Source organism: Paenibacillus xinjiangensis, assembly GCF_059686975.1.
Map to the genome: position 1 here is coordinate 95,689 of NZ_JCAALS010000008.1, position 24,345 is coordinate 120,033.

A 24,345-nucleotide genomic window follows, 5' to 3' on the forward strand; every position below is an offset into this window, starting at 1 on the left:
TCGCTTTAATGACCCAACTTGTAGCATAATTACCTTATTTTTTATTTAGCATAGCTAGAATTAATGTGACTGCTTCAGCCCTAGTAGTAGAACCATCCGGATTAAATTTGCCATCCCCATTCCCCTTAATCAAACCTACTTCTGCGGCTGTTGCTACATAAGGTCTTGCCCATGCTGGAACCCCATCCGCATCCAAAAAATCAAGCTGGGCATCTGGATTCACTTCAAGTCCTAGTGCTCGGACAATGATGACAACTAATTCGGTGCGGGTCATTTCCTTATTCGCCCTAAATGTGCCATCCTCATAACCAGTAATAAATCCAACTTGCGCAATTGCCTGAATGGATGGCTGTGCCCATGCAGGTATTACCTCTGTATCGGAAAAACTCAATTCAGAATCACTATTCTCCAATTTCAATGCTCTAGCTAACATTGTTGCAAACTCAGCACGCGTCACAGTACCATTAGGTCTGAACGTGCCATCTTTATATCCTGTTACAATTCCAAGTTCAGTTGATTCTTCAATTACTAATTTCGCCCAATGATCCTCAATATCCGTTAAATCTACTTTTGATGTTTCAGGATCAGTAGGTTTAACTGGATCTGTCGGTTCAATTGGCTTCTTATCATCTTCTTGTGTTGGTCTCGGGATGGGTGTTGGGTCAGGTGTCGGTGTCCAATCCTCATTCGAAGATATTGTTGTCACATTGATGCTTGGTCCATCTGAACTCCAATTTCCTGCGGCGTCAACTGCCTCAACTTTAATGGCATATTTCGTGCCAGTTGATAGTCCGCTGACGTTATAGCTAACAACATCGCCAGCTAATAAAACTAATTCACTACCATTCTTATAAACCTTGTAGTTGGTTACAGCAGTATCATCTGTGGCCTCTTTCCAGGAAAGTGTAAAACCCGTTTTGCTAACTTTTGAAGCGGATAATTCTGCATTCACAGGCCATGTTGGTGCTGTTATATCCTGACCTGGAATTTCACCTTCAAATTTCGGAAGATTAAACACGACATATGCCTTCCCCGGAATTGTTAATTTAGGCCAAAAAATTAATTCTGTGCCCTGATCCGTTATGCGGAAAGGAGTATACTCTTCCAACGTAATTACTGTGAAATCTCCAACTTCTTTAAAATCTTTTACTTTCACCCCAAATCCTGAGCCATCTCCTAATTTAGTTTGCACTATCTGCCCTTTAAATAGGTTCTGATTCATAACTTTGCCTTGAACAGTAATCGTATTTTCCCTTACTTCTGGGTCTAATCCTAGATTAACAGAAGCCATCAATGTATCTGTTATCTCCAGTTCTTGTGACACGTAACCGATTAAACCTTGATTCTGCTCTATCACTTTGTCCAATTCTATCACTTTACCCGCTCCATAGACGTAGCTAAATACTAACTCCCCAGTCGCTTTATCTATTCTAGCAACGGCTACATTTCCGACAAAAGTGATTCCCTTGAAGCTGCGTTCTTCCATATCATCACTAATATAGATAATATCCTCAAAGCTATTACTAGTCACAACAGAAATATTTGTCATCAGATCTGCATCATCTGGTTTAAACCACTCAACTTGGTTAATCTCGCCTACTTGATCTTCTTTAATCGTTTCATATACAGCACCATACTGTGTAATTTCGCTGCTGTCAGACACAATATTTCTTCTTGTAAGGTGGGGCGTCACATATTTGGTTTCGTCAGCTTTCGAAGTAAGTCTTCTTGCGGCTGGTATATTTGTTAAAAACACATCAGAATCCCTGACTCCATTCATGAATGTTCGAATGCTTGATCCTGTATCTTGCCCCGTCCACGTAAAGGAGAAATCGCTATTTCCAGGCCCAACTTTCGGATTTTTCAGCTTTTCCCTATCAATAGACAACCCTTGCGTGCTATTAATATCTTTCAAATAATCCTGTAAGTTTTCTTTTTCCGTTTCCTCAAGTTGGATTCCTTCTACCTTAACGTCCATGTTTTCCAATTCTGTTCCGCGTTGGTAAATTTCATGTGCCTGTCCACCCTGCATACGGCTCAAGTCAAATGTATAGTTACGATTTCCACCGAGATTAATGAGCATAATTAATCTCCTATTCATTTCTGCACCTTTTCCTTCTGGTCCAGGAGCAGAGGCTTCAATAAGTTGCACCTGTTTTCCGTTCGATGTTCCTGCATCATAAGCCAATAGCGCAGACCTTTGCCACGATCCGTCTGATTGTGTATTTGCTCCATCTGCTCTCCATACCCATGGAGTATTTCTCCAGTATGGTTTCATTGAAGGATATCGCAAGGTAGCCCCGCTGCCATCATTATAATTGGTTCGATTAAGATAGCCCGTATAAGGCAGCGCTTCAGCTCCTGCGCCCCAGAGATCAAGAGATAAAAAGTTCGAATGCGTATGTCCGCCGGCAAAACCTAATGCGGTAGGCTGAAACAACAATCCAGCATGAGTTGCATCATTGAGATCACCTTGGTGTAAGCTGTAATAGCCTAATCCTGATAATTCAATGTTCTTCAACCCTTTTTGAACGATAGGTATTGGCTGTGCATCTGTTACTCCATAACCATCATTCAGGGGGATTGATGTTCCATTTGGATATATCAGCTTCTCAGAACCAAAGTTAGAGGCTAGTTCTAGCAATGGCCACCTTGGGGCCAAATCCGTTTCTTCCAGCTTCAACCCTAATTTTTTATCATCATAATCTTTAGGATCAGTCCAGCTTTTTAGAACCTCAACGGTACTCCAAACATTCCCTGTCACCTGATCTGCATAAGATGAGGTTTGTTCATACCACATGCTATCCGAAAGATAATAATCACTACTAAGAAGTCGATCACCGATATCTATCACTTCACGAATCATATCAGGATCATTTAAGAGCATAGCCGTTACAGCAGAGGATCTCATTCCGTATGGTGCAATATTGTTCAACATCATGCTATTCATAGCTCTTATGCTCTCGTAGGAGGCTGGTCTGAACCAGAGCTCTTCAATCGTTTGCTTAACCTCTTCTTCAGATACGGTAGGGTCAAGTTCCCCCCATATATCTGAATCAAGAAGTATGCCATAAGCATATAAAGAATGTGTAGGAAACACAGTGTTGCCTGCAAAAAAATCGCTATAACTATGATTCATAACAATACGAGGATAATCTAGTGCCTGATTATAAAGGATGATAGCAGCTTTTTTAGCATATTGTTCATCTTCTGTCAGCTTATAAAGCTTGGTAAAAATTTTTGCATATCGTTCAAACTTTGTTTGTTTATTTGGAAATGCGATTTGCGCTGACGCAGCTTTTACCTCTTGAACAAAATCATTTTCATCCATAGCCATATACGTCAGGATATCGGGATAAGTAGACATGATTTGTTCAAAGCTGTACTTTAACTCCGCACGATGAGCATACTGAAGAACCAATATCAAATCGTCGTTACTAATCGTTTGAGAGCTCCACCTATTAGTTGGTTCATGAACAGTAACTAGGAAAGAGCTACTAAGGCCAGATAATTGTTCGGTTACCGTAATGGTAGCCTCTCCCGTTTCTAACGCCAACAATCCGTTGCCGGTTATCTTTGCAATGCTAGGATCTGAAGATGTCCAATTCATCTTTTCTATATAGGCCTTCTCAGGCAATGATTGATACGTTAATATGGCAGCTTTCCCTTTGTCAACCTCGATATCAGATACGATAATCTCATCTAAAGGGGTTGCAATCTCACCTACTTTCATATTGGCAATCATAATCCGACTAGGTTCTCCATTACCACTTTTATCTTGAATGATTTTATTTTGGAGTACACCTGCATAATTATCTCCTAAACTTACATCTTGAGTCTTCAGTTCTCCGTCAATCCAAACGGTATATCGTCGATTAGGAACGTCTACATCAATCAAGATGTCATACCATTGATCTGCAACATAGGAGCCTATTTCTTTCTTTGCATTGTCTATAACTTTTCCATTTGGGTCAAAAACAAGTAAGTTAGGCCATGCTGCGCTTCCTGATGTTGGTGTCATACTCTTCATCTCACCGAACACTCTGCGGGAATCCGTATTATTAAATTTGAGTCGAGTTTGAATGCCAAACCGATCCTTCCTATTCATGCCGCCCTTAAAAGTTCCAGCGCTGGCTGTAATAGCTTCGATCGATAAGACTTGATCATCACCATCATCCATAAGACTTAAGTTATTAGCACCTACGGTCGCATTCATATAACCAATAAATTGAGTATCTACAGTTACTGTACTACCACTTTGTTGTAGTTCATAACTGTTAAAATCAATGTTTACGATATTGGGATTGATAAATACAGGTGAAGACATAGAAAGAGCCACCTCACTTGTTGGATCCTCAGCATATGTGAATGTTGGAACAATTGATGTCATTAGGAAAATGGATATAAAGGACATAATAAAACACTTCTTGAGCTTCATATAAACCCCTCCAGGAATTGACATATCAATCTGAATCAACTAAATAATATCCGTTCTTCTACAAGTAAGATATCATTTAACCAAAAAGCCTCACCCCCGTTTTAGTACTAGTATATCAACTCGTATATGCTAGGTGTTTGCACTCTCTTTACCTAAATGTGCAATCATTTAACCTCCACAATAAAAAAACACCTCAAAAGTGAGTGACTAATCACTCTTACTTTTGAGGTGAAATTTTGTCATCAAGGAGAACAGCTATTCTATCCGAGATTCGATTTATAGTCTCCGGGATTAATACCACAATATTTTTTGAACACCTTCGAGAAATAGGTACGGTCAGAATAGCCTAATTTAATCGATATCAATTCAGTGGTCAGCTCTTTGTTCTTCATCATTTCAATGGCAACATTCATTTTATAACGATGCACATAGTCAGTGAAATTAACACCCGTCAGCTTCTTAAAGTACCTTGAAAAATAACTAGGGTTCAAATACAAATAATTTGCTATTGAAATCAATGTTATATTTTCAGATAAATTATCCGAAATATATCGATCAATTACTTGAGTTTTAGTACTGGCAGCATTTGAATATTCATTACTGGTCATTATCATTCTTATCCACTCTTTAACACTATTCGAGGTCTCCTGTATACGCTCAGTATGTGCTAGGCCTGAATGAAACAACGTTTGAGCCTTTACATGCCCCGATTCGTTCTCTATGATCTGAACTAGTTGCAGAAATTGTGGTATTACTACAGAAGGGTGCATTTTGTCTTCCACTGCTTGCTGAGCAAGGTTATCTATAATATTAACAACCATTTTTTGTTCTTTGTCGTAATATGCTTTAATCAGTGTCTCTTTCACTTTCCTGTTAATAAGAAAAGTCTTGTCCGTATATACATGAGTCTCATAATCCGATGACATTCCTCTAATCATCGCCCTATCATAATAAAGCGAGTGATTAAACTGCTGTAACTTCTCCATCTCTTTACCGATTTTATCTAGTCCCTGAAACTCATTGCCATATACGAAAAAGGTTTCTACCTTCACATATTCTTGTACCTTGCTGTTCAATTCATTTGCAAATCTTCGATAGGACTCATAGCTGTTGTTTACTAAATTTTTATCATAATTCATCACACAAATTAAATCTTGATATTCATCATTATCTTTATCATCACAAAAAATCGTAATTTCATTTGTACTTTCAGCAAACTCTTGAGCAATGTTGTATAACGCATATTTTATGGTATGCCTATCCTTGAGACTATAGTTAACAAGCAATGAGAAGTAATCAATATGAATCCTTCCAAGTATAAAATACGATCCCTTCCAATTAATACCTAGTCTTTTTCCGGAATTTATAACTCCAGTAGAATTATTGCCGGAAACAATTTGTTTCCAAAACGAACGTTGCAGTAAATTTCGATTTCGCTCTACTTCTTCTCGATACGCTAAGTTTTCAGTGCTTTCTTCTATAATATCAATCAGCATAGCGGCTTTTTTGACAGTATGCTTTAGCTCATCTGCCGTCAGCTCATCTTTAATTAAATATCCATCTGCATTTAATTTTATTGCTTCTTTGGCATAGCCAAATTCCTCATGACAAGTAAGAAAAATGACCCTTAACTCTGGACGAAATCGCTTCATTTGATCTACCATTTCGATACCATCCATCTTAGGCATACCAATATCCGTAACAATTAAGTCTGGTGCCGTGGTTTGAAACAATTGCAAAGCTTTGGCTGCAGATTGAGCTGTTGCCACAATTTGCAGATGGAGTTCATCCCATGGAATCAGATTAAGCAAATACTTGATCATCGGAGCATCATCGTCTACGAGCATTACTTTAACCATTCTCCATTCTCCCCTCTGTTACACTATTCTCATAAGGAAGTTGAATAATAATAGAGACCCCTTCGAACTCATTCGATTGAATATTCATAGTAATATCGGTACCATAGGTTAGCAGCAGCCGATTATACACATTGACCAACCCAATTCGTTTATTGGAAACCTGTGGTTCTGTTCTGGATCGTAATATACTCCTTAGCTGCTCTTCTGTCTCCTCTTGTCTCAAGCCCACTCCATTATCTTTCACTTCAATAGTGCAATAACCATCGTTGAGTTCGGCAGTTAACCAAATAGAAGCATTGTCTGAGTCCTCACTAAAAGCGTGAATGATTGCATTTTCTACTAAAGGCTGCAGGAATAGACGAGGAACTTCCATATCCTCTAACTTAGGGTCAAGATTAATGTGGAGCTGCAAGCTCCTATCACTTCGCATCTTCATAATTTCTACATAGTCTCTCAACAGTTTGCATTCCTGCTTAAGCGAACATTGCTCGTTCACTCTCAGATAGGCTCTTAGCAAACTTATTAACGCTTCGATTTGCCTACTGTTTATGGAATCCCCTTCGGTCACTAGATTACATTTAATCGAATTTAATGTATTCAACAAAAAATGCGGTTGAATTTGGGAAAAGAGCGCTTGAAGTTCAATAATCCTCTTCTCTTCATTCTCCTGCTCGACTTTTAGAATAAGCAAATTGATCTGATCAAGCATACGATTAAAAGCCGTGCCAAGGATAGCGATCTCATCTTTGCCCTTTACAGGAAATCGAACTAGCATATTTCCATCGCCGAACTTCTCCGCCGTCCATTGAAGCTTTTTCAGAGGTTTATGGAGTTTCCTAGCAATAAGAACTGAAAAGCTTAAAAAAAGCAGAATACATAAAGACAATACAATAGCATAATAACTATACGCTTGAGATATTTCACCCGTAATTTCCTGAGCGGAGAACTGATACTCAAGCTCCCACCTCGTTTTGGGTACAATAGACTTCACTGTCACTAGATGTTTTGAATCTTCTATTACATGATTATCTGGATATTTAATAATTAAATCTCCGTATTCGCTGTATAGCTTAATATGTCCTATTCCACTATTTTTGAATGAACGTCTAAAATATTCATAGGGTATACCAACATATAAAGTACCAATGGATGTCCTGCCGTTAGCAGCACTAATTTCTTTTACAGCAAAATAATACGAATCCTTTTGATTGCCAATAAACTGCTTTAAACCATCTACTTTTTCCCATCGCAAGCTGCTTGAATGTACCCTTCTGTTCATCTGCTCATTCTGTTCTTGTGATATCCATTGTTGCAATGTTTCATATTCCAGCATACTATTGGCCGCATAGATAAGAAATCCGCCTTTGTTTACAAAGAAGACCTGAGCATTAAGCCCAGAGGTTTTAGAAAATGCTAAATCTAATGACTCTGAAATTCGTTTATTGGTAGCAAACTCCTTTGACGAGGTCAGCTTGTTAACATCTTTAAAAGCTAATAAATCACTGTATGAATTCGAGTCCTTATTACTGAACAAATTCATTGCATAGATAATGTCTTCTGCATTTTTACCTAATTCTAATGTTATAACATCTATTACATTCTGATTGGAAGCGTTCACTTTATTGATAACAACATCTTTGATTAGATAATAAGAAACGAGAGATGCTAAAACTAGTGGAAGCAGAATGAGAACAATGAAAGAAATCTGTGTCTTCCCATAAAAAGAAAAACTCATCAGCTTCATGGCCTATCATTCCCTTCGTCCTAGATAGAATCAATTATACATTAATCTAATAATATTTTTAATAATCTAATAAATTATGTAAAATAATAAGGCGACCTTGCGGTCGCCTTTTGGCCCATTATTTGTTCTGCTCAATAATTTTATTCGCTTCGTCAATCATTTGTTTCTGGGCATCCTCTGCGCTTAGATTATCTAGTAAGAACGTAGTTAGTCCATTCTCTAATACTGACTTCAATTGGCTGGCGTAGTCCGTTGAATAAGCTGGATCATAGATTGTTTTAATTCTCTCGTCGAACACAGCTGCAGCTAAGGAGTCCGTATCTACCAAATCATGATTACGAACTAAGCCCTCCATAACCTTGTCTTTATCTGCTGTCTTCGAGCCTGGGAAGTCTCGAACAACTTCCGATTGTTGGGTAAGATATTTAATAAATTCATAGGATTCTTGTTTATGTTTAGACGTTTTTCCTACACTTGCATATGCACCGCCAATAATAGACAAACCAATCTCAGCATCCTCAGAAGAGCGAGGAAGTGGTGCAAACACAGTCTTAAATGTATGCGGGAATTTCTCTGTATCTTGAACCAAATTCACTACAAATGTGGCTGTTGGAATCATTGCAGCTTTACCATTTAGGAATTCAGTGTCATAACGCAGTTTCGCTCCGAGAACATCTGAGTATGGTTTAACGGATTGGTCTTCCTTCTCCATTGCTCGGCGGAACTCAAAGAAATCCTTGAACGATTCTTCTCCAAAAACTGGAGTCTGCTCCTTAGTCAAATAAGGGTGAGGTAACTCTGCAAAAGCTATCGGATTTGCATATTCACCCCATGTGTGGAAAAATGCACCGTATTGTTTATCTTCTCCACTACCCTTTGTCATCTTTTGGGCATATTCACGGAAATCGTCCCACGTCCATTCCCAAGTTGGAATAGGTAGGTTAGCCTCATCAAGGGCATCTTTATTAATAGCAACTAGCCATGGATTGTTAACATCTTGTAGACCGTATACTTTACCTCCACTTCTAGGTGTTATGTAGTAGCTTTCATCTACATTGATCCCATCCGCGCTCAAGTAGTCATCAAGCGGTTCCAAAACATTTCTAGAAGCGCGTTCATTAACAAAGTCCACACTAGAGAAAGCAGCAACATCGATCGGATCACCTGATGCAGCAATCAGATCAAGTTTTTTGTAGTATTCAATAGTATTTGCATTAGTTACTAGTGGAACAGCCTCTACATCAATATGTGGATTGATTTTCTCGAAATTAGCAATAATCTCGTTGATCTGATCCAGTGAGCCTCCATTGGACCAAGTATAGTAGTTAATCGATACTTTTTCTTTTTCTTTTTCTATTCCATTTGTACTACCCGCTGGTGCAGCTTCTGGAGTCACTTGCTCCCCTCCACAAGCAGCTAACAATGAGACCATCATTACGGATGCTGTAATTAATTTTGCAGCTTTCATATTAATCCCCCCTATTAAATACTATCAATTACATTTTTATTGTAAATGCTTATTCAGCTCTAATGTGTGCAGTATTTCGATACGAATGTGCACTTTATTGGTTTATTATCCTTTTACCCCACCGACCGTAATCCCATTGATTACTTGCTTCTGGAGTAATAGAAATAGAATGAGCAGTGGAATAACTGCTGATACTGCAGCCATCATCATAATTGAATAACTGGAGGCAAATTCAGCTTGAAAGGCTTGCATACCTAGCGGAATGGTAAACAACTTAGCATCCATCAAAAAGATAAGCGGGTTCTGGTAATCATTCCACGTCCACAAAAACTTCAAAATACCGACTGTAGCAACAATAGGCTTAGCCATTGGGAGCACAATTTGCCAAAATATTCTGATATATCCTGCTCCGTCCACTTTAGCCGCTTCCAAATACTCGTTGTGTATATTAAGCATGAATTGTCTCATTAGAAAGGTCAATGTAATGGTAAAGGATCCCATCAAAATTAAAGCTAGATGGGTATCATACATGCCAAACCATTTGATCATAATAAACCTTGGTACTAATGTCGATTCATTGGGAATCAAATAGAAGGCCATCAGCAAGAGAAATAATTGAGTTTTAAAAGGAAAATTTAATTTGGCAAACGAAAATCCAGCCAATGAAGAGAATAATAGGGTAAGAAGCGTAGATATGACTGCAAGCTTCAATGAATTATAATAGTTTAGACTGAAAGGTACACTCCCCATCCAAACCGTTTTAAAATTCTCAATGAAATTCCAATTAGTTGGTATCCATTGAATTGGAAATGACATAACATCTTTTTCAAATTTCGAGGCAGAGGAAAGCATCCAAATCAAAGGCGATAAAAACAATAAAGATAGGAGTCCCATGACTGCTGTAACCATGCTTTTCGACAATAATTGTAATTTCATAGTATCTCCTCCTTCTAAAATTGCTTTTTCTGTATTCGTCCAGTAATCAACGTAACAACCGCAATGATTATAAATAAGATCCATGATAATGCGGATGCATAACCCATCCTGAAATTCCGAAAACCTTCTTCATAAATGTTATATACTAATACATTAGTGGCATTGTTAGGACCGCCTTCCGTCAGGAATGCAATCAGGTCAAACACCTTAAACGAAGCAACAATTGCTGTAATACTCAAGAAAAATGTCGTTGGACCTAGCAATGGAATTGTAATTTTAATGAGTTGTTGCAGCCAAGAAGCTCCATCGATATTTGCCGATTCGTACAAATCTTCTGGAATATTGGTCAATCCAGCTAAATAGATAATGATGTTATAGCCTATTACCTGCCATACAGCTATAATCATGATCGCCCACAGCGCGTAATCAGTGCTTCCGAGCCACTTTGGCGGATCAGCGATACCTAAGTTCATTAGCATCTGATTAATCGGGCCTTTTGAAGGATGGAACAACGCAGAAAATACGGTTGCAATCGCAACTGTCGTGGCAATATAAGGAATAAAGAAGGCTACTTTGAAATATTCTTTGAAAAATACGGAAGAATTGATAAGAACGGCGAATACAAAACCAAGTCCCATACTTACTGGAACAGTTATAACCGTATAGATTAGATTATTGGTAAATGAACTATAAAACGTTTTATCGCCTAGCAATGCAACAAAGTTATCGAGACCAACAAAGCGAATAGCTTCTAAGCCTCCTACCAGATTCCACTCCGTAAAACTCAAATACAAAGAAAATAACAAAGGAAATAATCCTAACAAAACAATACCTAATACCTCAGGTGCTATAAATAATAGACCTACGGCTGATTCTTTTCGTTGAATAGTCCAATAGGGGGATTTTTCATTCTTAGTTGTCATTGCTACTCACCTCTACTCTTTCTTTTACTTGTTCGTATATACCAATGCTAATCGGTTTTATCATTCTGTAGTTAATTGGCAATTTCTCCTTTTCACTAGTATTGGATTTAATTTCATAATATCGAAAATAAAAACGACCAACGAGGTGCGGATTTTACTAGAGTGTGCATTTTCTCGACTATTACAATTAGCAGCCTACAGACAACAAAGCAGCTCATGCATAATGGCACGAGCTGCTAAGCATCACTATTTATTCGTGCTTCAAAGGTACAACCATGTTCCAGGTGTTGGCAGCTTGAGTGAACTCCCCAGGTCCATCTGCTGTCGCACAAAACATATGGGTTGGCTTTCCATTCTGAAATAATATAAATGGTCTCTCTAAGCTTCCCATCACTTGTTCCGTTCCATCATCCCAATTGATTTTACGTGAATACGATTTCTGACCCTCAAGAAAGCTCCATTTAACTCCATCCCTTGACTGTGCAATTATCCCACCATGATACTCACCGCAAATAGTACCTTCCATATCTTTTGCAATCATTTCATAACCACCAGGTACCTTATAAATAAATGGGTCCTCCAAGTTATATTCTTTTGGGACAATACTTTCATCCGATAATGCGGTATATGGACCCATATAATGACTTGCTCTAGCAACCCCAAAAGACATATGATAACTATGCAAAAATGTCGAATAAGGCTTTGTCTTGTATGTCCTAGTTTTGTAGACAAGCAGTACAGATCCATCTTCATGGATACACGGTGCCGGATTAGATGTAAAAAAATTATCAAACTTATCGGGTCTTGGCTGTAATATAGGACTACTTAATCGCTCCCATGGTCCGCTTATACTCTTAGATGTCGCAATTCCGATCCGCTTATTGGAACGAGCAACGATACACCTTGGGTCATTTAAGTCAAATCGTTCATCTGATGTTACATCCTTGAAGGGGTGAGTTGATCCCATATAATATAAAATATAAGTATCCTGATGCTTACAAATCTGCGGATTATGGGTGCTTCTTCCATCCCAGTACTCCGCTCCTCTGCTAGGTAGAACGACTTCTTCGAATGTATAAGGTCCTTCTGGAGTATCCGCAACAGCTCTCACTATTTCTGAGGAAACAAGCCAGCCTGGATGCATAGGAAGCTCTTTACTCCATCTCGATGCAAACATATGGTATCGATTGTCTTCCCCCTTAATGACTGTTCCACACCATACCCAATAGCCTTCCATTTTGAATCCGCCATTTCGAGGTGCAGGAAGCATTATTTCAGAAATATTCATATTGCATACACCTCTTTCAGATAACTAGAATTATCGATTATCACACTCATTATTCATACCAAAAGCCTTTAATACCTTTTTCAAGCTTCATTAAAGCTTCCAAATAGAAATAATCCCCCCAGATCATATAATCATCAGGAGATGAATTCCCTCTAACATGATAGGATCCATGTCGGATTAGTCCTTCAGCCTCACTATCATCCATCGTTGAGTAGCCCTCTATTAAAGAAATCATTGTCCGATTAATACAATCAATAAAATAACCTCTGTCTGGATCACTTTCATCCATATGTTCAATCAGTTCTAGCAATCCGGCAGCCGCTATCGCTGATGCCGAGCTATCCCGATAGGTGTTATCATTAACAGCTGCATTAAAGTCCCAGTACACAACATTATCTTCAGGCAGTCGATTGAAGAAATATTGGGCCATTCGTTGCGATGTTTCTAAGTAATGCTTGTCTTTCGTATAACGGTAAGACAAAGCGAAGCCATAAATACCCCAAGCCTGTCCGCGTGTCCAAGTAGACCCATTGGTAAAGCCTTGATGTGTGGTCCCTCCAATAGGCTCACCATCTGCTTGATTAAAGATAAAAGTATGATAAGATGAATCATCGCCTCGCACCAAATACCTTCTACTTTTGTCCGCCTGACTAATCGCAATCCGTTTGTACTTTTCATCACCCGTTTGTTCTGACGCCCAGTACAATAGAGGTAAATTCAGCATACAATCAATGATAATTCGTCCTCCGTTATCTCCACTTTCACCTATAGGTCCCCAGGCTTGAATATACTGGCCTTCTTCTCTCCATCTTGTTAATAAATGATCAGCTGCTTTAACAGTTAGTTCCTTGGCAGAATCATAGCCTTTGAGGATCCATTGTGCCTTTGAGGATAAAGAATATAGGAAGCCAATGTCATGATGATCAATTTCAATCTGATGTGTAAGTCGGTTACGAAAGCTTTCCACGGTTTGCTCCGCAGCTTGCGAATAAATCTCATCCTTGCTATAGGCATAACACAACCATAATAATCCAGACCAAAATCCAGAGGTCCATTCCGTGTTTGGATTTAATGTATAGGTATGTCCACCATTACCATCTACACTAACATGCGGAAATTGTTCCTTAAACTTAGTTATATTTTGCTTTATTTTTTTTAATGCATCTTCAATTGCTGACTCTACTAAACGCAAATTCATCCCTCATTTCGTATAATTTGATTCTCTAAACTTTTGATGTATTCATTATACGGATTAATTCCTACACAGCTAACCTCATTATTCTACTTATATGTGCAATTTGTTTACCTGTTCAAAACAAAGAAAAAAGAGGCCTCCCATAAGTTCAGTGAACTCATGAGAAGCCTCTAGTTTCCCGCCGACGTTACCCTTAGTTACCCGAGTAATCTATTCGTCTATCGTAACTCTCTAATTTGAAGTAATTCATTTATAAAATAATCAAGTTGCCTCTGAGTTGATTCTAGACTAGGAGCATGACGGCTATCGCTTTGAATTTGGTAATCCTGTTCTAAAGCTTCTAAAGCCATCCCCGATGCTAGTGCAGCAATCCCGTCACCTAAAGTCGCAATGGATGCTCCAATAAATGCTAACTTTGCAATTCTAATATCGCGTATTTCTTTATTGTTTTCCATAGGTCACACCTTCCCGGATCGTATATGCCAATATATGTGCAGATACCCAGGAGGGTGAATGTAAGTTTCCTCACTAGCGTTGCGTTAAAACTCGAAGTTTTAGTGCAACGCTAGTGGTTTTATCTACTTCTTTCACATGGTATCCAATTGTTGCCTTGAATCTGAGATAAATAAGCTACTTTATCATCAGCATTCATTTGAATTGTGTCATGATTATTTTTGAATTTCTTCCAAAGTAAGCGATTTCATATTTTTAGGGGTAAACCTATAATTGGTGTATTGAAAAATATGTGTCCATATTATATCGTATATTTGGGTGGTTGTAAAATATTGTCAATGCGCCCAAATACGATGCGGGTAAGCCGAGGGCGGCACCGGATCGAAACATAAGGAGGATTTCATTTATGTCAAAACGATTTAGCCAAATGCTCTCGTTCCTCTGTTGCATGGTAATGTTGACGTCGCTAGTGCCTGTCAGCTTTGCCGCCGACACAGACAACATCGAGATCGCAGTAGCGAATGAAACACCGACCGCCATGTTCGGGACTCCGGAGCTCGGGTCAGATGACCCAGTGTGGGCCCTGACAATGGAGCATCTCATCAACAAAAGCACTGTGCCTGACGACCCCAGACCTCATGCAACGGGCACAGCCAGGATCCTATGGGATAACGACTACCTGTATACCCGCGTAGTTGTAGAGGACAGCAATCTATATCAGGGAGCCGGCGGAGATCACCAGTACGACAGCTTAGAGTTTTATGTCGGCACCGGATCCAGCGGTTCAAACCAATGGCGAGTCAGTGCGACGGGCCTGTATTCAGGGCAGTCCGCTCCGGGCAGAGCAGCATGGACTCAGAACACGGAAACTGGATATATCGTGGAGATGAGAATACCAAAAAGAGACTTGACTTTACAACCAGGGAAAATTACCTTTGAAGTTTATATCAACAATTCGACTGAAAATGGCAGTGACCGCTATGAAGTCGTATCCGCTTTCGGAGACCCGGACGCGGCTTATAGCAGCGCCGCTTCATTCACAGACAGCCTGGAGCTCATTTTGGCTGATGAAGAGGACGACAGATTCTCCATCACTGCCACGACGGGATCAGGCGGCCAAATAACGCCGAACGCACCCGGCAATCTTCTGAGAATAGCTAGAGGCTCAGACAAAGAATTTACGATTACTCCCGATCACGGCAAAATTGTGGATACCGTAACGGTAGACGGCGAGCCTGTGACTCTATCCGATGGCACTTATACCTTTTTAAATGTTGAGGCTAACCATACCATTCACGTGACATTCAAAAATGATTCAGGGGCTGATCAGCTTCCTTTTATCGTATGGAATGACAACTTTGCTAGTGGCGAGTACACAACGGCTGTCATCATTGACTTAGGCGAAGGGAAAGAAGCGTTAGGCTCCGAACTTCATCCAGGCCTGTTTACCGTATCGGGCAAGAACACGACTCTGAACGGTACCTCGGTGACCTTTGAAGGGACGCGCAAGATTACAAGAGTATACGCCAATGACGAACCGAAGGTGCGCGGCTATCTGGGGCCGGTAAGTCATTCACCGGATTATCAGCCTGGACTGGAAAGCGGCCGTTACATCGTAGTTGAGTTTGAATTTTATTCAGCGGCCGGCGGCAAAACAACGCTGGATGGCAGCTCGAACTCGACAAAGCAGGTTTACAGCATTGTCCAAAACAGCGAGCTCGTACTGACAGAAGGGAATCCGCTTAACTACGTGGTTTTTGAACAAGACAACGTTGTGAATCCGATTCTTGACAAGTTTACAACACCCACAGGCGATTCGGTCAATCGTGCACTCTACCTTCACCGGGATGACAACGGTGAAGTGTTGCAGGGATTGCCGCTATATGTCTATACCCACGGCATGAGTCGCGGTGGCACAAGCTCTGGGACAGACCAAAAAGCGTCCATGAAATCCGCTAACGGCTCGGTCGCTCTGATGAAGAAGATGGAAGAAAATCCTAGTAAATACGCCAGCCATATACTGAATATTTCCTATAATGGCATTTCTACTCCATCCACAGCCAATGTCAAGAAGGTTATAGACGACCTGATTGCCAGCGGGGCAGTAGACCCTAACCGTATTTACGCTGCGGGCTTCTCATGGGGCGGCCAGTATACGAACAGCTTACTTAACGCCTACCCTGGCTTCTTTGCAGCAGCAGCACCTATGGCCCCGGTAAGCGGCTCACCGAATGCGAACAACAACGAAGCTCACAGCGACCTGGCCTATTGGATGTTTCTAAATGTTCATAACGTTGGAACCTACCAAACTAACATTAATAACTTCATAAACACTAATATGCCGAAAATGATCAACGCGAGGGCTTCGAACTTTAAGAGCAATGAGGCTCTTACGTGGCCTTACAATCAATTTGATCAGCCAAGTTTTAGACCAAATCCGGCCAATACACCTCCCCTGCTTGACTATATAGCACACGAAGTGGAAGCGGCGGTTCTTTATAACGAGATTACTATGGAGAATCCGTTTCTTGAGGAGACTTGGAGCATAGCTCCGATAGCACAGTCCCCTAGCTTGCCGGCTTGGGATAATGACTACACAGACGTCTTTGATTGGATGTTCTCACAGAGTAAACCGGTCGTGCTGCCTGATGCTCCGACCGCAATGTTCGGAACTCCTGAGCTCGGATCCAACGACCCACTGTGGTCCAAGACATTGGAGTATCCAATCAACAAAAGCACTGTACCAGACGGTCCAAGACCGCATGCTACGGGCACAGTAAAGGTTCTTTGGGACCATGACTACTTGTATGCTCGCGTAGTTGTAGAAGATAGCAATCTATATCAGGGACTTGGTGCGGATCATACTTACGACAGCTTAGAGTTTTATGTCGGCCCAGGATCCAGCGGTTCAAACCAATGGCGTGTCAGTGCGACCGGCATATTCTCAGGACAGTCCCATACGGACAGAGCTGCGTGGAACCAAAGCACGGACACTGGATACATCGTGGAAATGAGAATTCCAAAAGGAAACTTGACCTTGGAGCCAGGCAAGTTTACCTTCGAGGTTTATATAAATAACTCGACAGAAAATGGTGGGGATCGCTATGAAGTCGTTTCCGCCTTCGGAGATCCGGACACGGGCTTTGGTGGCCATGCTGCATTTGCAGACAGCTTGGAGCTCATTGAAGCCGAAGAAGTGGACACTAGATTCTTAATCACCACCTCGACGGATACAGGCGGCCAAATAACGCCGAACGCACCCGGCAATGTTCTGAGAGTCGTTCCTGGCTCAGACAAAACCTTTACGATTATCCCTGATCACGGCAAAATTGTAGATACCGTAACAGTGGATGGCAAGGCTGCGACTATATCCAACGATAATACTTTCTCTTTAACAAATATTAGCGCTGATCATAAAATTCACGTGACATTTAAAGATGATCCAACCGCTGATCAGCTTCCTTTTATCGTATGGAATGACAACTTTGCTAGTGGCGAGTACACAACGGCTGTCATCATTGACTTAGGCGAAGGGAAAGAAGCGTTAGGTTCCGAACTTCATCCGGGCTTGTTTACCGTGTCAGCTAGAAACACGACCCTGGTCGGTGACTCAGTGGTCTTTGAAGGAACGCTCAAGATCTCAAGAGTATACGTCAATGACGAACCGAAAGTGCGCGGCTATCTTGGGAAGGTAAGCCATTCACCGGATTATCAGGACGGACTGGCAAGTGGCCGTTACATCGTAGTTGAGCTTGAGTTTTATACAGAAGTCGGCGGTAATCTAACACTGTACAACAGTAACTCGACAAAGCAAAATTACAACATTGTTCAAAACGGCAATATCGTGCTGACTGAAGGCGCTCCGCTCAGCTACGTGGTCTTTGAACAGGACAACGTTGTGAATCCGATCCTTGATAAGTTTACACCACTTACAAGCGATTCAGTCAACTACGCGCTCTACCTTCACAAGAATGAAGAAGGTGAAGTGTTGCAAGGAATGCCGCTATATGTCTATACTCACGGCTTTTCACGCGGCGGCACACAGGCACATATCGACCAGAAGGCGTCTATGAAATCCGCTAACGGTTCGGTTGCTCTAATGAAGAAAATGGAAAAAGATCCTGACAAATATGCCAGCCATATTCTGAATATTTCCTATAGTGACGGTTCTACTCCACAAATAGGCGATGTTAAGAAGATTATCGACGACATGGTTGCTAGCGGGCTAGTAGATCCTAACCTTATTTATGCGTCGGGCTTTTCAATGGGTGCAATGTTCACGAACACCTTAGTTAACACATACCCTGGTTTCTTCGCGGCAGCTGCACCTTTGGGAATTGCAAGTGGCGGGCCGTCAGCGAGTGCGAACGAAGCTCACAAAGACCAGGCCTATTGGATATTTGTGAACACTTATGACACTCGAGTAAATGCATCGCAGCTCGATAGCTTCATTACCAACGACATTTCGGATTTGACCAACGCAAGGGCTTCTCGATTTGAGAGCAATGAGGCTCTTACGTGGCCATACAATCAATATGATCAGCCAAGTCAGAGACCAAATCCGGACAATACACCTCCCCTGCTTGACTATATAGCACATGAAGTAGAAGCGGCGGTTCTTTACAACGAGATTACTATGGAGAATCCGTTTACTGAGAAGACTTGGAGCATAGCTCCGATAGCACAGTCCCCTAACTTGCCGACTTGGGACAATGACTACACAGACGTCTTTGATTGGATGTTTGCTCAGAGAAAACTAGATGTGCCAAGTGCTCCGGGTGGCTTAAAAGCGACGGCGGGCGATGGACAGGTCACATTGAGCTGGACTGCTCCGGCTGACGACGGTGGCAGTGCTATATTAGGCTACAAGGTTTGGTATGGCAACGAAACGCCGGTCACACTGAGTACGGAGAAGACCGAATATACCTTCACAGGCCTTACGAACGGCCAAAATTACACCTTCAAGGTCGTCGCGGTGAACGCGAAGGGCGACAGTGTGGAAATAATTGCGACGGCGACGCCGAAGAAGACTTCTTCTGGCGGCAACACCGGCAATACGGGCAGCGAGACAGACACTGGATCGTCGAAGCCGACCTACACAGTGACCACACCGCAGGATAAGCCCGCGGTCACAGACACAAACGGCAATACGACCCTGCCTGGCGGTGGCTTAATTACGACCAAGGGCGGGACGAAGCTTGAGGTTCCTGAAGGCACAACTATAGACTCCAACGGTAAGGTGACCATTCCGGCAGACAAGAGCGCCGAAGTTACACTACCAGGAGACAAAGGCATATCGCTGAACATCCATGAGGGTACAGAGCTTATGTTCGATGACGACACCCCTCTGGGCTTCATCGTGGTATCGGGCAATTCTTTCAATGATGTCGACATGGATGACTGGTTCTACAGCTACGTAAACTCCACTTACACATTCGGTCTTTTCAACGGCACGACGTCCACGACGTTCTCACCGGGCACCTCAATGACACGCGCGATGTTCGTACAGGTACTGGCCAATCTTGAGAACGTAGACCGCTCCGATTACACGAGTTCCCGCTTTAGCGACGTGACGGACGGACAGTGGTACACGGCGGCAGTCGAGTGGGCGGCTGAGAACGGCATAGTCAACGGTATAAGCGCAGATCTGTTTGATCCTAATGCATCATTGACACGTGAACAGACACTAGTGATACTGTACAACTACATGAACTATAAGGGCTATGAGATTCCTCAAAGCCAAGCTCAGTCCTTCGCGGATGAAAGCGGTATCAGTTCGTGGGCAATGAACGCCGTTAAGGCGCTACAAGGCATCGACATTGTAACAGGCAAGGCTAACAACATCTTTGACCCTCAAGGCAGCACTACCCGTGCCGAAGTAGCCACTATCTTTGGAAGGTTCGTCGAATATCTGGCTAAGTAAAGGCGTAAACAGAAAAATGCGGACCCTTCCGGCTGGACATTATCCAGCCGGAAGGGTCTCCTTCTATTTAACAAAGAAAATCTCCGGTCTGATGCTGCTAAACGCACCTCTCGTCTAAAACATTCCTATACCCAAACTTTAACAACACAAAAGACCACTCCTTAATAAATTCATTAAGAAGTGGTCTTTGCTTTATCTATTATTTGTACCAGTGACTGCTTCACAAATTGTGTTCACAATGACCTCAATTTATGAAGCTAAATGGTCTGATGATTTAGAACTGAAAGGCTGTGAAGCCTTGTCAGTCCTTACATCATGCCACCCATTCCGCTTTAACAGTTTGATGAGTTTTATGGGTTCAAAAGTGGTAAATCTGTCCTGCGACCACGAATATTTTGTCCATTATGTACTACGATATTATTATGAGTTTATAGAATTGGTGGGCAAAATGTGGTCAATTGTTGGGCATGTGACAGAAAGTACATGTGTCGTATGGGGGAAGCAATCTTATTCCCGCGGCATCAGTTATAGTCGCTTAATATCGTACAGAATCAATGTACTTGCAGTCAGTTATCTTAATATTCTCTTTCTTTACTTTATCACGAATTTTTGCAGCAGTTTTACGGCAGGATAATGATCAGAATAGTTAATCCAAAAGATTAAATTTACATTTGAGAGAACTGAACTGATTTTCTGACGGTTTCCAAATATCTAGCCCACATGAAAAGGTATCTCGGACTTACTGGCCTTTATGAGAATCCCTCCCCTCTCACACCCATTCCTAAAACGAATACAACGAAAATGCCATCAAGTTTAATTTCGAGACAATACCCGTTTAAAGAAATTTTCCTCCCTGTAGGTCACATCGTCCCTGGAGCTTAGATAGGTAGCCAGAGAAACGATAATTAGTACCATGCTGAGCAGCACTTGGGAAACGTGTAGGAAGAGCCACCCCTTAGTAGGAAAAGGACCGAAGGATATATTGAAACAGGATACAGAAATGCTATGGAGCAGGAAATTATAGTAGGAATATACCTCCTGTCCATTGAATCCCATGAATTCCTTAAAAGATTCAATATAAAATACATATTGAAAGTAATATAACAGGCTGTAGAAGATCATCATCTCGAACAATGTGTGTACGGCTAACGAAATTCTCCCAGAGCGTCTTATTGAGCTTCTCTTCCATCCGTTAAAAAAAGGCTCATCCAGCGTACCTGTTCCCGGTACCTGCTCCTTGGTGAACCTAATCACATCCACTTTCACAATATCCTTATAGTAGGCCCAACAAATCTCGAAGGACCGAGACACAAGTCGGAAAAGTAATAAGCAAAATAAGAATTCCAGGACGGGCATAACGTGATCAGAGAACCACATAAGTAATATCGCGGTGATGATCGCGGTCCATATTGTTACGATGACGTTGTACCAGTTGGAAAATTCAACAAAGAACTTTCTGGAGTTCCGGATGGTATCCCATTCGCCTGGACAAGCACGATGCTCAGAGTCTCTGTAGCAGGTTGTGAAAGTACAGGGAATCCTTTTTTCAATAAGCATGGCCTTATACTTGGAAGCGAAATAATAATCTGGTGAAATTAGAAAAGATAATACTTTTATTGCAGAATTGAATACAGAACTCAATTGCTCAGAGATCTGCGAAATAAGACCCTTTTCGGATTCGATGTAGTTCTTTACCAGTTTATAATATGCGGCATAATGCAGGAAAAAGCTTATAGCAATATTCAGTACCACAGCGCCCACCAAGAGCAATACATAATAGAACCAGTAATCGCTTAATTCATAGGAAACACGGGCCTTTGGTGGCAACAGGCTGGTGAGAAAAACAAGAGCAACAAAAGCACCACCTGCTACGATTTTCTTTTTTCCAAATCCGGCATGAATACCCATCATACTCTTATACTTTTCTACTTCATGTTCACCGACAAACTTGTGATTATCATCGTAAATCTGTTTATAGCTGGCGCTGTCTTTATTAGCTGATTCAATCAAGACCTATCATTCCTTTTTAGGTTAATTTCAAGATTTGACACTGTAGTCACTGTTATTAACAGTCTTCGCCATCTAGGAGCTGCAGCAGCCATTCCTTAATTTGTTTGTCACTTACTCGCTCTCCTATGGATGTAAGTGAGTATCGTGGTGCGCAGCGACCTTTCGCAGCGTACTTTGACAGCCTTTTCGTAACGATCTTCCAAATCTTCTAGTCATTGAAGTTCTTGCGTATATTCGTTTGTCATTGGTATTTCCTCAGGTGGAATTAAGTCAAGGTAATCTCTAACCCATAGACTTATGCTCTCTAGATGAACGTCATAAATGTGAGCAAGCACCCCTATCTTAATTCCAGCCAATGCCTCGCTAACGATTTTCATACGTATTTCCTCTTTAATTCTCTTGCCACCCATACCTATTCATCTCACTTATTCTTACTTTAATTTATTTGGATATGTATATTCCCGTTTTATTAGGGGGTCTTGGAGTTAATTAAAGAATTGATTGGAAATGTACCTATTTATTTTAGCTTTCTAAAATTAGAAGTCGTTGGATTTGGAGTCGATTTAAACAGATAAAACCAAATTAATTGTTATGATTGTCATTCAAGGAAAAAATCATCAACTTCTTTAACGGTCTTTATTATTTTACTGCCTTCGACCCCGTGAGCTTCCGCAAGCTTTTGACTATAGTCGAATCTAAGAGCAGCGTTACTATCAAAGTTAAAAGCCATTTGAGTTATCGCTCCTAGCTTCTCATATTCGACCATAATCCTATCAACAATGCTCCCGTATTCTCTACTGATTTTAGACAATGAGTCAAAGAAAATTCGGTCAAGTTGCTGCTTGACCTTACTACCATCCTCGGCTAAATACTTTTTTGTAAATGATGCTAGTACTCCAACAGCAAAGCTCCCCACCAATGCACCGATAATGGGAATAGGAATAATCAACTGTCCCGCAACTGCCCCAAGCGTTGTCAGACCGCATTCCATGCATACCATCTGCCCATTGGTAATAAGCTCTCCCATATCAATTAAACCGTTATTATAATCCATCGCTAACGAGGCGACCCCAAAAGCAGCTGATGTAAAAGCCGCTGCCAATGGTGCTCCCATCTTTGTATAATTCGTCAATGCATAAATAGACGCTGCCGAAACCCCGCTACGTCCGCCACCTTTTGCGAAGTCTATACCGATATCCTGCCAATCCTCGGAGGTGAATTGGTAAATACTCTTGTCCTCTTCCTTTTTCTTTTTGTATACGCCTGCGATGACACTTATACCACCGCCTATTAGGGCACCGATTAACGTTACCTTCATTCCATCTTCCCAGCTCGGCTTGCTCGTCTGCTGCGCCTGCTCCTTCTTTTCACCCGTTTTTTCCCGTATTTCATCTTTTATTTCTTCATTTCGTTGACTCAGCTTTTCTCCATTCTCGTTAATTGTCTGATTTGCCGTTCCTTGTTGAACCTCAGCGTAATTAGATATCGAGGGTTTAACGACTTGATCGAATGGCTTCCCCGTCTCACGTTCGATTTCGCGTACCTTCTCGAGAATTTTGCGAGCGGTCCGTTCGCTAAGCTCATCTGGCTTTTGGCCATTCAAAATCATCTTTATTTGCTCGTAATGATTTTTTGGAATACTGTAATACGAACCGTCTTTTCCGAAGCTGTCGTATTTGCCCATATGGTTGAGTACATGGTCCAAATTATTATTGAGGCCATTTATGAATTTCGATTGTACCTTTATACCTTCGACTAAGAAGTCTTCTGGTGCAGTCCGCCCAACGTTTTCGAATGTCGCAGATGCATGCCTACCCTCGAGTAAATCACGGGCATTCCGGATATTAACTTCGATGTTTTCAGCTATTTCTCCATGTTTCGTTAAATCACTACCTAATATATTCCCAGGATTTTTTAGGAATTCACGAATCTTATCTACTTGTTCCATAGCCTTAAATAAAGCTTCGTCCTGACCCTGTAACTCGAGTTGTTCCAATTTTTTGAGACGTAATAATTGATCTCGAAGCTCAGCCTGCCTTTCCTCGTTCCAATAGTGAACAGAGGAGCCAATTGTCTGATCAAGGGATGCCTTATGAATCCGTTTCATT

General features: G+C 41.3%; 13 protein-coding genes. 1 reads left to right on the forward strand and 12 read right to left on the reverse strand.

The window, feature by feature from the left end:
- Positions 1-34 precede the first annotated feature (34 nt).
- The 9 genes from AC6ESP_RS10290 to AC6ESP_RS10330 form a co-directional block, all read right to left on the reverse strand.
- Positions 35-4,438 carry an S-layer homology domain-containing protein gene (locus AC6ESP_RS10290; RefSeq protein WP_497096621.1) on the reverse strand — a complete coding sequence of 1,468 codons (4,404 nt, stop codon included), beginning with the start codon at positions 4,436-4,438 and terminating at the stop codon, positions 35-37.
- Positions 4,439-4,698: 260 nt separating this feature from the next.
- Positions 4,699-6,297 carry a response regulator transcription factor gene (locus AC6ESP_RS10295; protein ID WP_497096622.1) on the reverse strand — a complete coding sequence of 533 codons (1,599 nt, stop codon included), beginning with the start codon at positions 6,295-6,297 and terminating at the stop codon, positions 4,699-4,701.
- Positions 6,290-8,041, reverse strand: a complete 1,752-nt coding sequence (locus tag AC6ESP_RS10300; RefSeq protein ID WP_497096623.1) for a sensor histidine kinase — start codon at positions 8,039-8,041, stop codon at positions 6,290-6,292. Before AC6ESP_RS10300 ends, AC6ESP_RS10295 begins: the two co-directional genes overlap by 8 nt.
- Before the next feature lie 118 nt (positions 8,042-8,159).
- Positions 8,160-9,509 carry an ABC transporter substrate-binding protein gene (locus tag AC6ESP_RS10305; RefSeq protein WP_497096624.1) on the reverse strand — a complete coding sequence of 450 codons (1,350 nt, stop codon included), beginning with the start codon at positions 9,507-9,509 and terminating at the stop codon, positions 8,160-8,162.
- A 105-nt stretch (positions 9,510-9,614) separates the two neighbouring features.
- Positions 9,615-10,445 carry a carbohydrate ABC transporter permease gene (locus tag AC6ESP_RS10310; protein WP_497096625.1) on the reverse strand — a complete coding sequence of 277 codons (831 nt, stop codon included), beginning with the start codon at positions 10,443-10,445 and terminating at the stop codon, positions 9,615-9,617.
- Between the two features lie 14 nt (positions 10,446-10,459).
- The gene (locus tag AC6ESP_RS10315) at positions 10,460-11,368 is read right to left on the reverse strand and encodes a carbohydrate ABC transporter permease (protein ID WP_497096626.1); all 909 of its coding nucleotides are present in this window, start codon (positions 11,366-11,368) and stop codon (positions 10,460-10,462) included.
- Positions 11,369-11,618: 250 nt separating this feature from the next.
- Entirely contained in the window at positions 11,619-12,656 is a 1,038-nt protein-coding gene (locus AC6ESP_RS10320) for a glycoside hydrolase family protein (RefSeq protein WP_497096627.1), read from the reverse strand.
- A gap of 49 nt (positions 12,657-12,705) precedes the next feature.
- Positions 12,706-13,854: a glycoside hydrolase family 88 protein gene (locus tag AC6ESP_RS10325; RefSeq protein WP_497096628.1), complete on the reverse strand. Its 1,149-nt coding sequence runs from the start codon at positions 13,852-13,854 to the stop codon at positions 12,706-12,708.
- A gap of 215 nt (positions 13,855-14,069) precedes the next feature.
- Positions 14,070-14,306 carry a translation initiation factor 2 gene (locus AC6ESP_RS10330; protein ID WP_497096629.1) on the reverse strand — a complete coding sequence of 79 codons (237 nt, stop codon included), beginning with the start codon at positions 14,304-14,306 and terminating at the stop codon, positions 14,070-14,072.
- 404 nt (positions 14,307-14,710) lie between these two features.
- Between AC6ESP_RS10330 and AC6ESP_RS10335 the strand changes: the two genes are divergently transcribed.
- Entirely contained in the window at positions 14,711-20,227 is a 5,517-nt protein-coding gene (locus tag AC6ESP_RS10335) for a sugar-binding protein (protein ID WP_497096630.1), read from the forward strand.
- Positions 20,228-21,040: 813 nt separating this feature from the next.
- Here AC6ESP_RS10335 and AC6ESP_RS10340 read toward each other — a convergent pair.
- The 3 genes from AC6ESP_RS10340 to AC6ESP_RS10350 all read right to left on the reverse strand — a co-directional run bounded on the left by AC6ESP_RS10340 (position 21,041) and on the right by AC6ESP_RS10350 (position 24,344).
- Positions 21,041-22,237 carry a hypothetical protein gene (locus tag AC6ESP_RS10340; RefSeq protein ID WP_497096631.1) on the reverse strand — a complete coding sequence of 399 codons (1,197 nt, stop codon included), beginning with the start codon at positions 22,235-22,237 and terminating at the stop codon, positions 21,041-21,043.
- Positions 22,238-22,449: 212 nt separating this feature from the next.
- Complete coding sequence (locus AC6ESP_RS10345; protein WP_497096632.1) at positions 22,450-22,614, reverse strand: hypothetical protein; 165 nt, start codon at positions 22,612-22,614, stop codon at positions 22,450-22,452.
- 221 nt (positions 22,615-22,835) lie between these two features.
- Entirely contained in the window at positions 22,836-24,344 is a 1,509-nt protein-coding gene (locus AC6ESP_RS10350) for a hypothetical protein (RefSeq protein ID WP_497096633.1), read from the reverse strand.
- Position 24,345 lies beyond the last annotated feature (1 nt).

What these genes read in the sequence shown, in the direction of transcription:
- AC6ESP_RS10290 (WP_497096621.1), bottom strand. Translation starts at nt 4,438, where the DNA reads ATGAAGCTCAAGAAGTGTTTTATTATGTCCTTTATATCCATTTTCCTA.
- AC6ESP_RS10295 (WP_497096622.1), bottom strand. Translation starts at nt 6,297, where the DNA reads ATGGTTAAAGTAATGCTCGTAGACGATGATGCTCCGATGATCAAGTAT.
- AC6ESP_RS10300 (WP_497096623.1), bottom strand. Translation starts at nt 8,041, where the DNA reads ATGAAGCTGATGAGTTTTTCTTTTTATGGGAAGACACAGATTTCTTTC.
- AC6ESP_RS10305 (WP_497096624.1), bottom strand. Translation starts at nt 9,509, where the DNA reads ATGAAAGCTGCAAAATTAATTACAGCATCCGTAATGATGGTCTCATTG.
- AC6ESP_RS10310 (WP_497096625.1), bottom strand. Translation starts at nt 10,445, where the DNA reads ATGAAATTACAATTATTGTCGAAAAGCATGGTTACAGCAGTCATGGGA.
- AC6ESP_RS10315 (WP_497096626.1), bottom strand. Translation starts at nt 11,368, where the DNA reads ATGACAACTAAGAATGAAAAATCCCCCTATTGGACTATTCAACGAAAA.
- AC6ESP_RS10320 (WP_497096627.1), bottom strand. Translation starts at nt 12,656, where the DNA reads ATGAATATTTCTGAAATAATGCTTCCTGCACCTCGAAATGGCGGATTC.
- AC6ESP_RS10325 (WP_497096628.1), bottom strand. Translation starts at nt 13,854, where the DNA reads ATGAATTTGCGTTTAGTAGAGTCAGCAATTGAAGATGCATTAAAAAAA.
- AC6ESP_RS10330 (WP_497096629.1), bottom strand. Translation starts at nt 14,306, where the DNA reads ATGGAAAACAATAAAGAAATACGCGATATTAGAATTGCAAAGTTAGCA.
- AC6ESP_RS10335 (WP_497096630.1), top strand. Translation starts at nt 14,711, where the DNA reads ATGTCAAAACGATTTAGCCAAATGCTCTCGTTCCTCTGTTGCATGGTA.
- AC6ESP_RS10345 (WP_497096632.1), bottom strand. Translation starts at nt 22,614, where the DNA reads ATGAAAATCGTTAGCGAGGCATTGGCTGGAATTAAGATAGGGGTGCTT.
- AC6ESP_RS10350 (WP_497096633.1), bottom strand. Translation starts at nt 24,344, where the DNA reads ATGAAACGGATTCATAAGGCATCCCTTGATCAGACAATTGGCTCCTCT.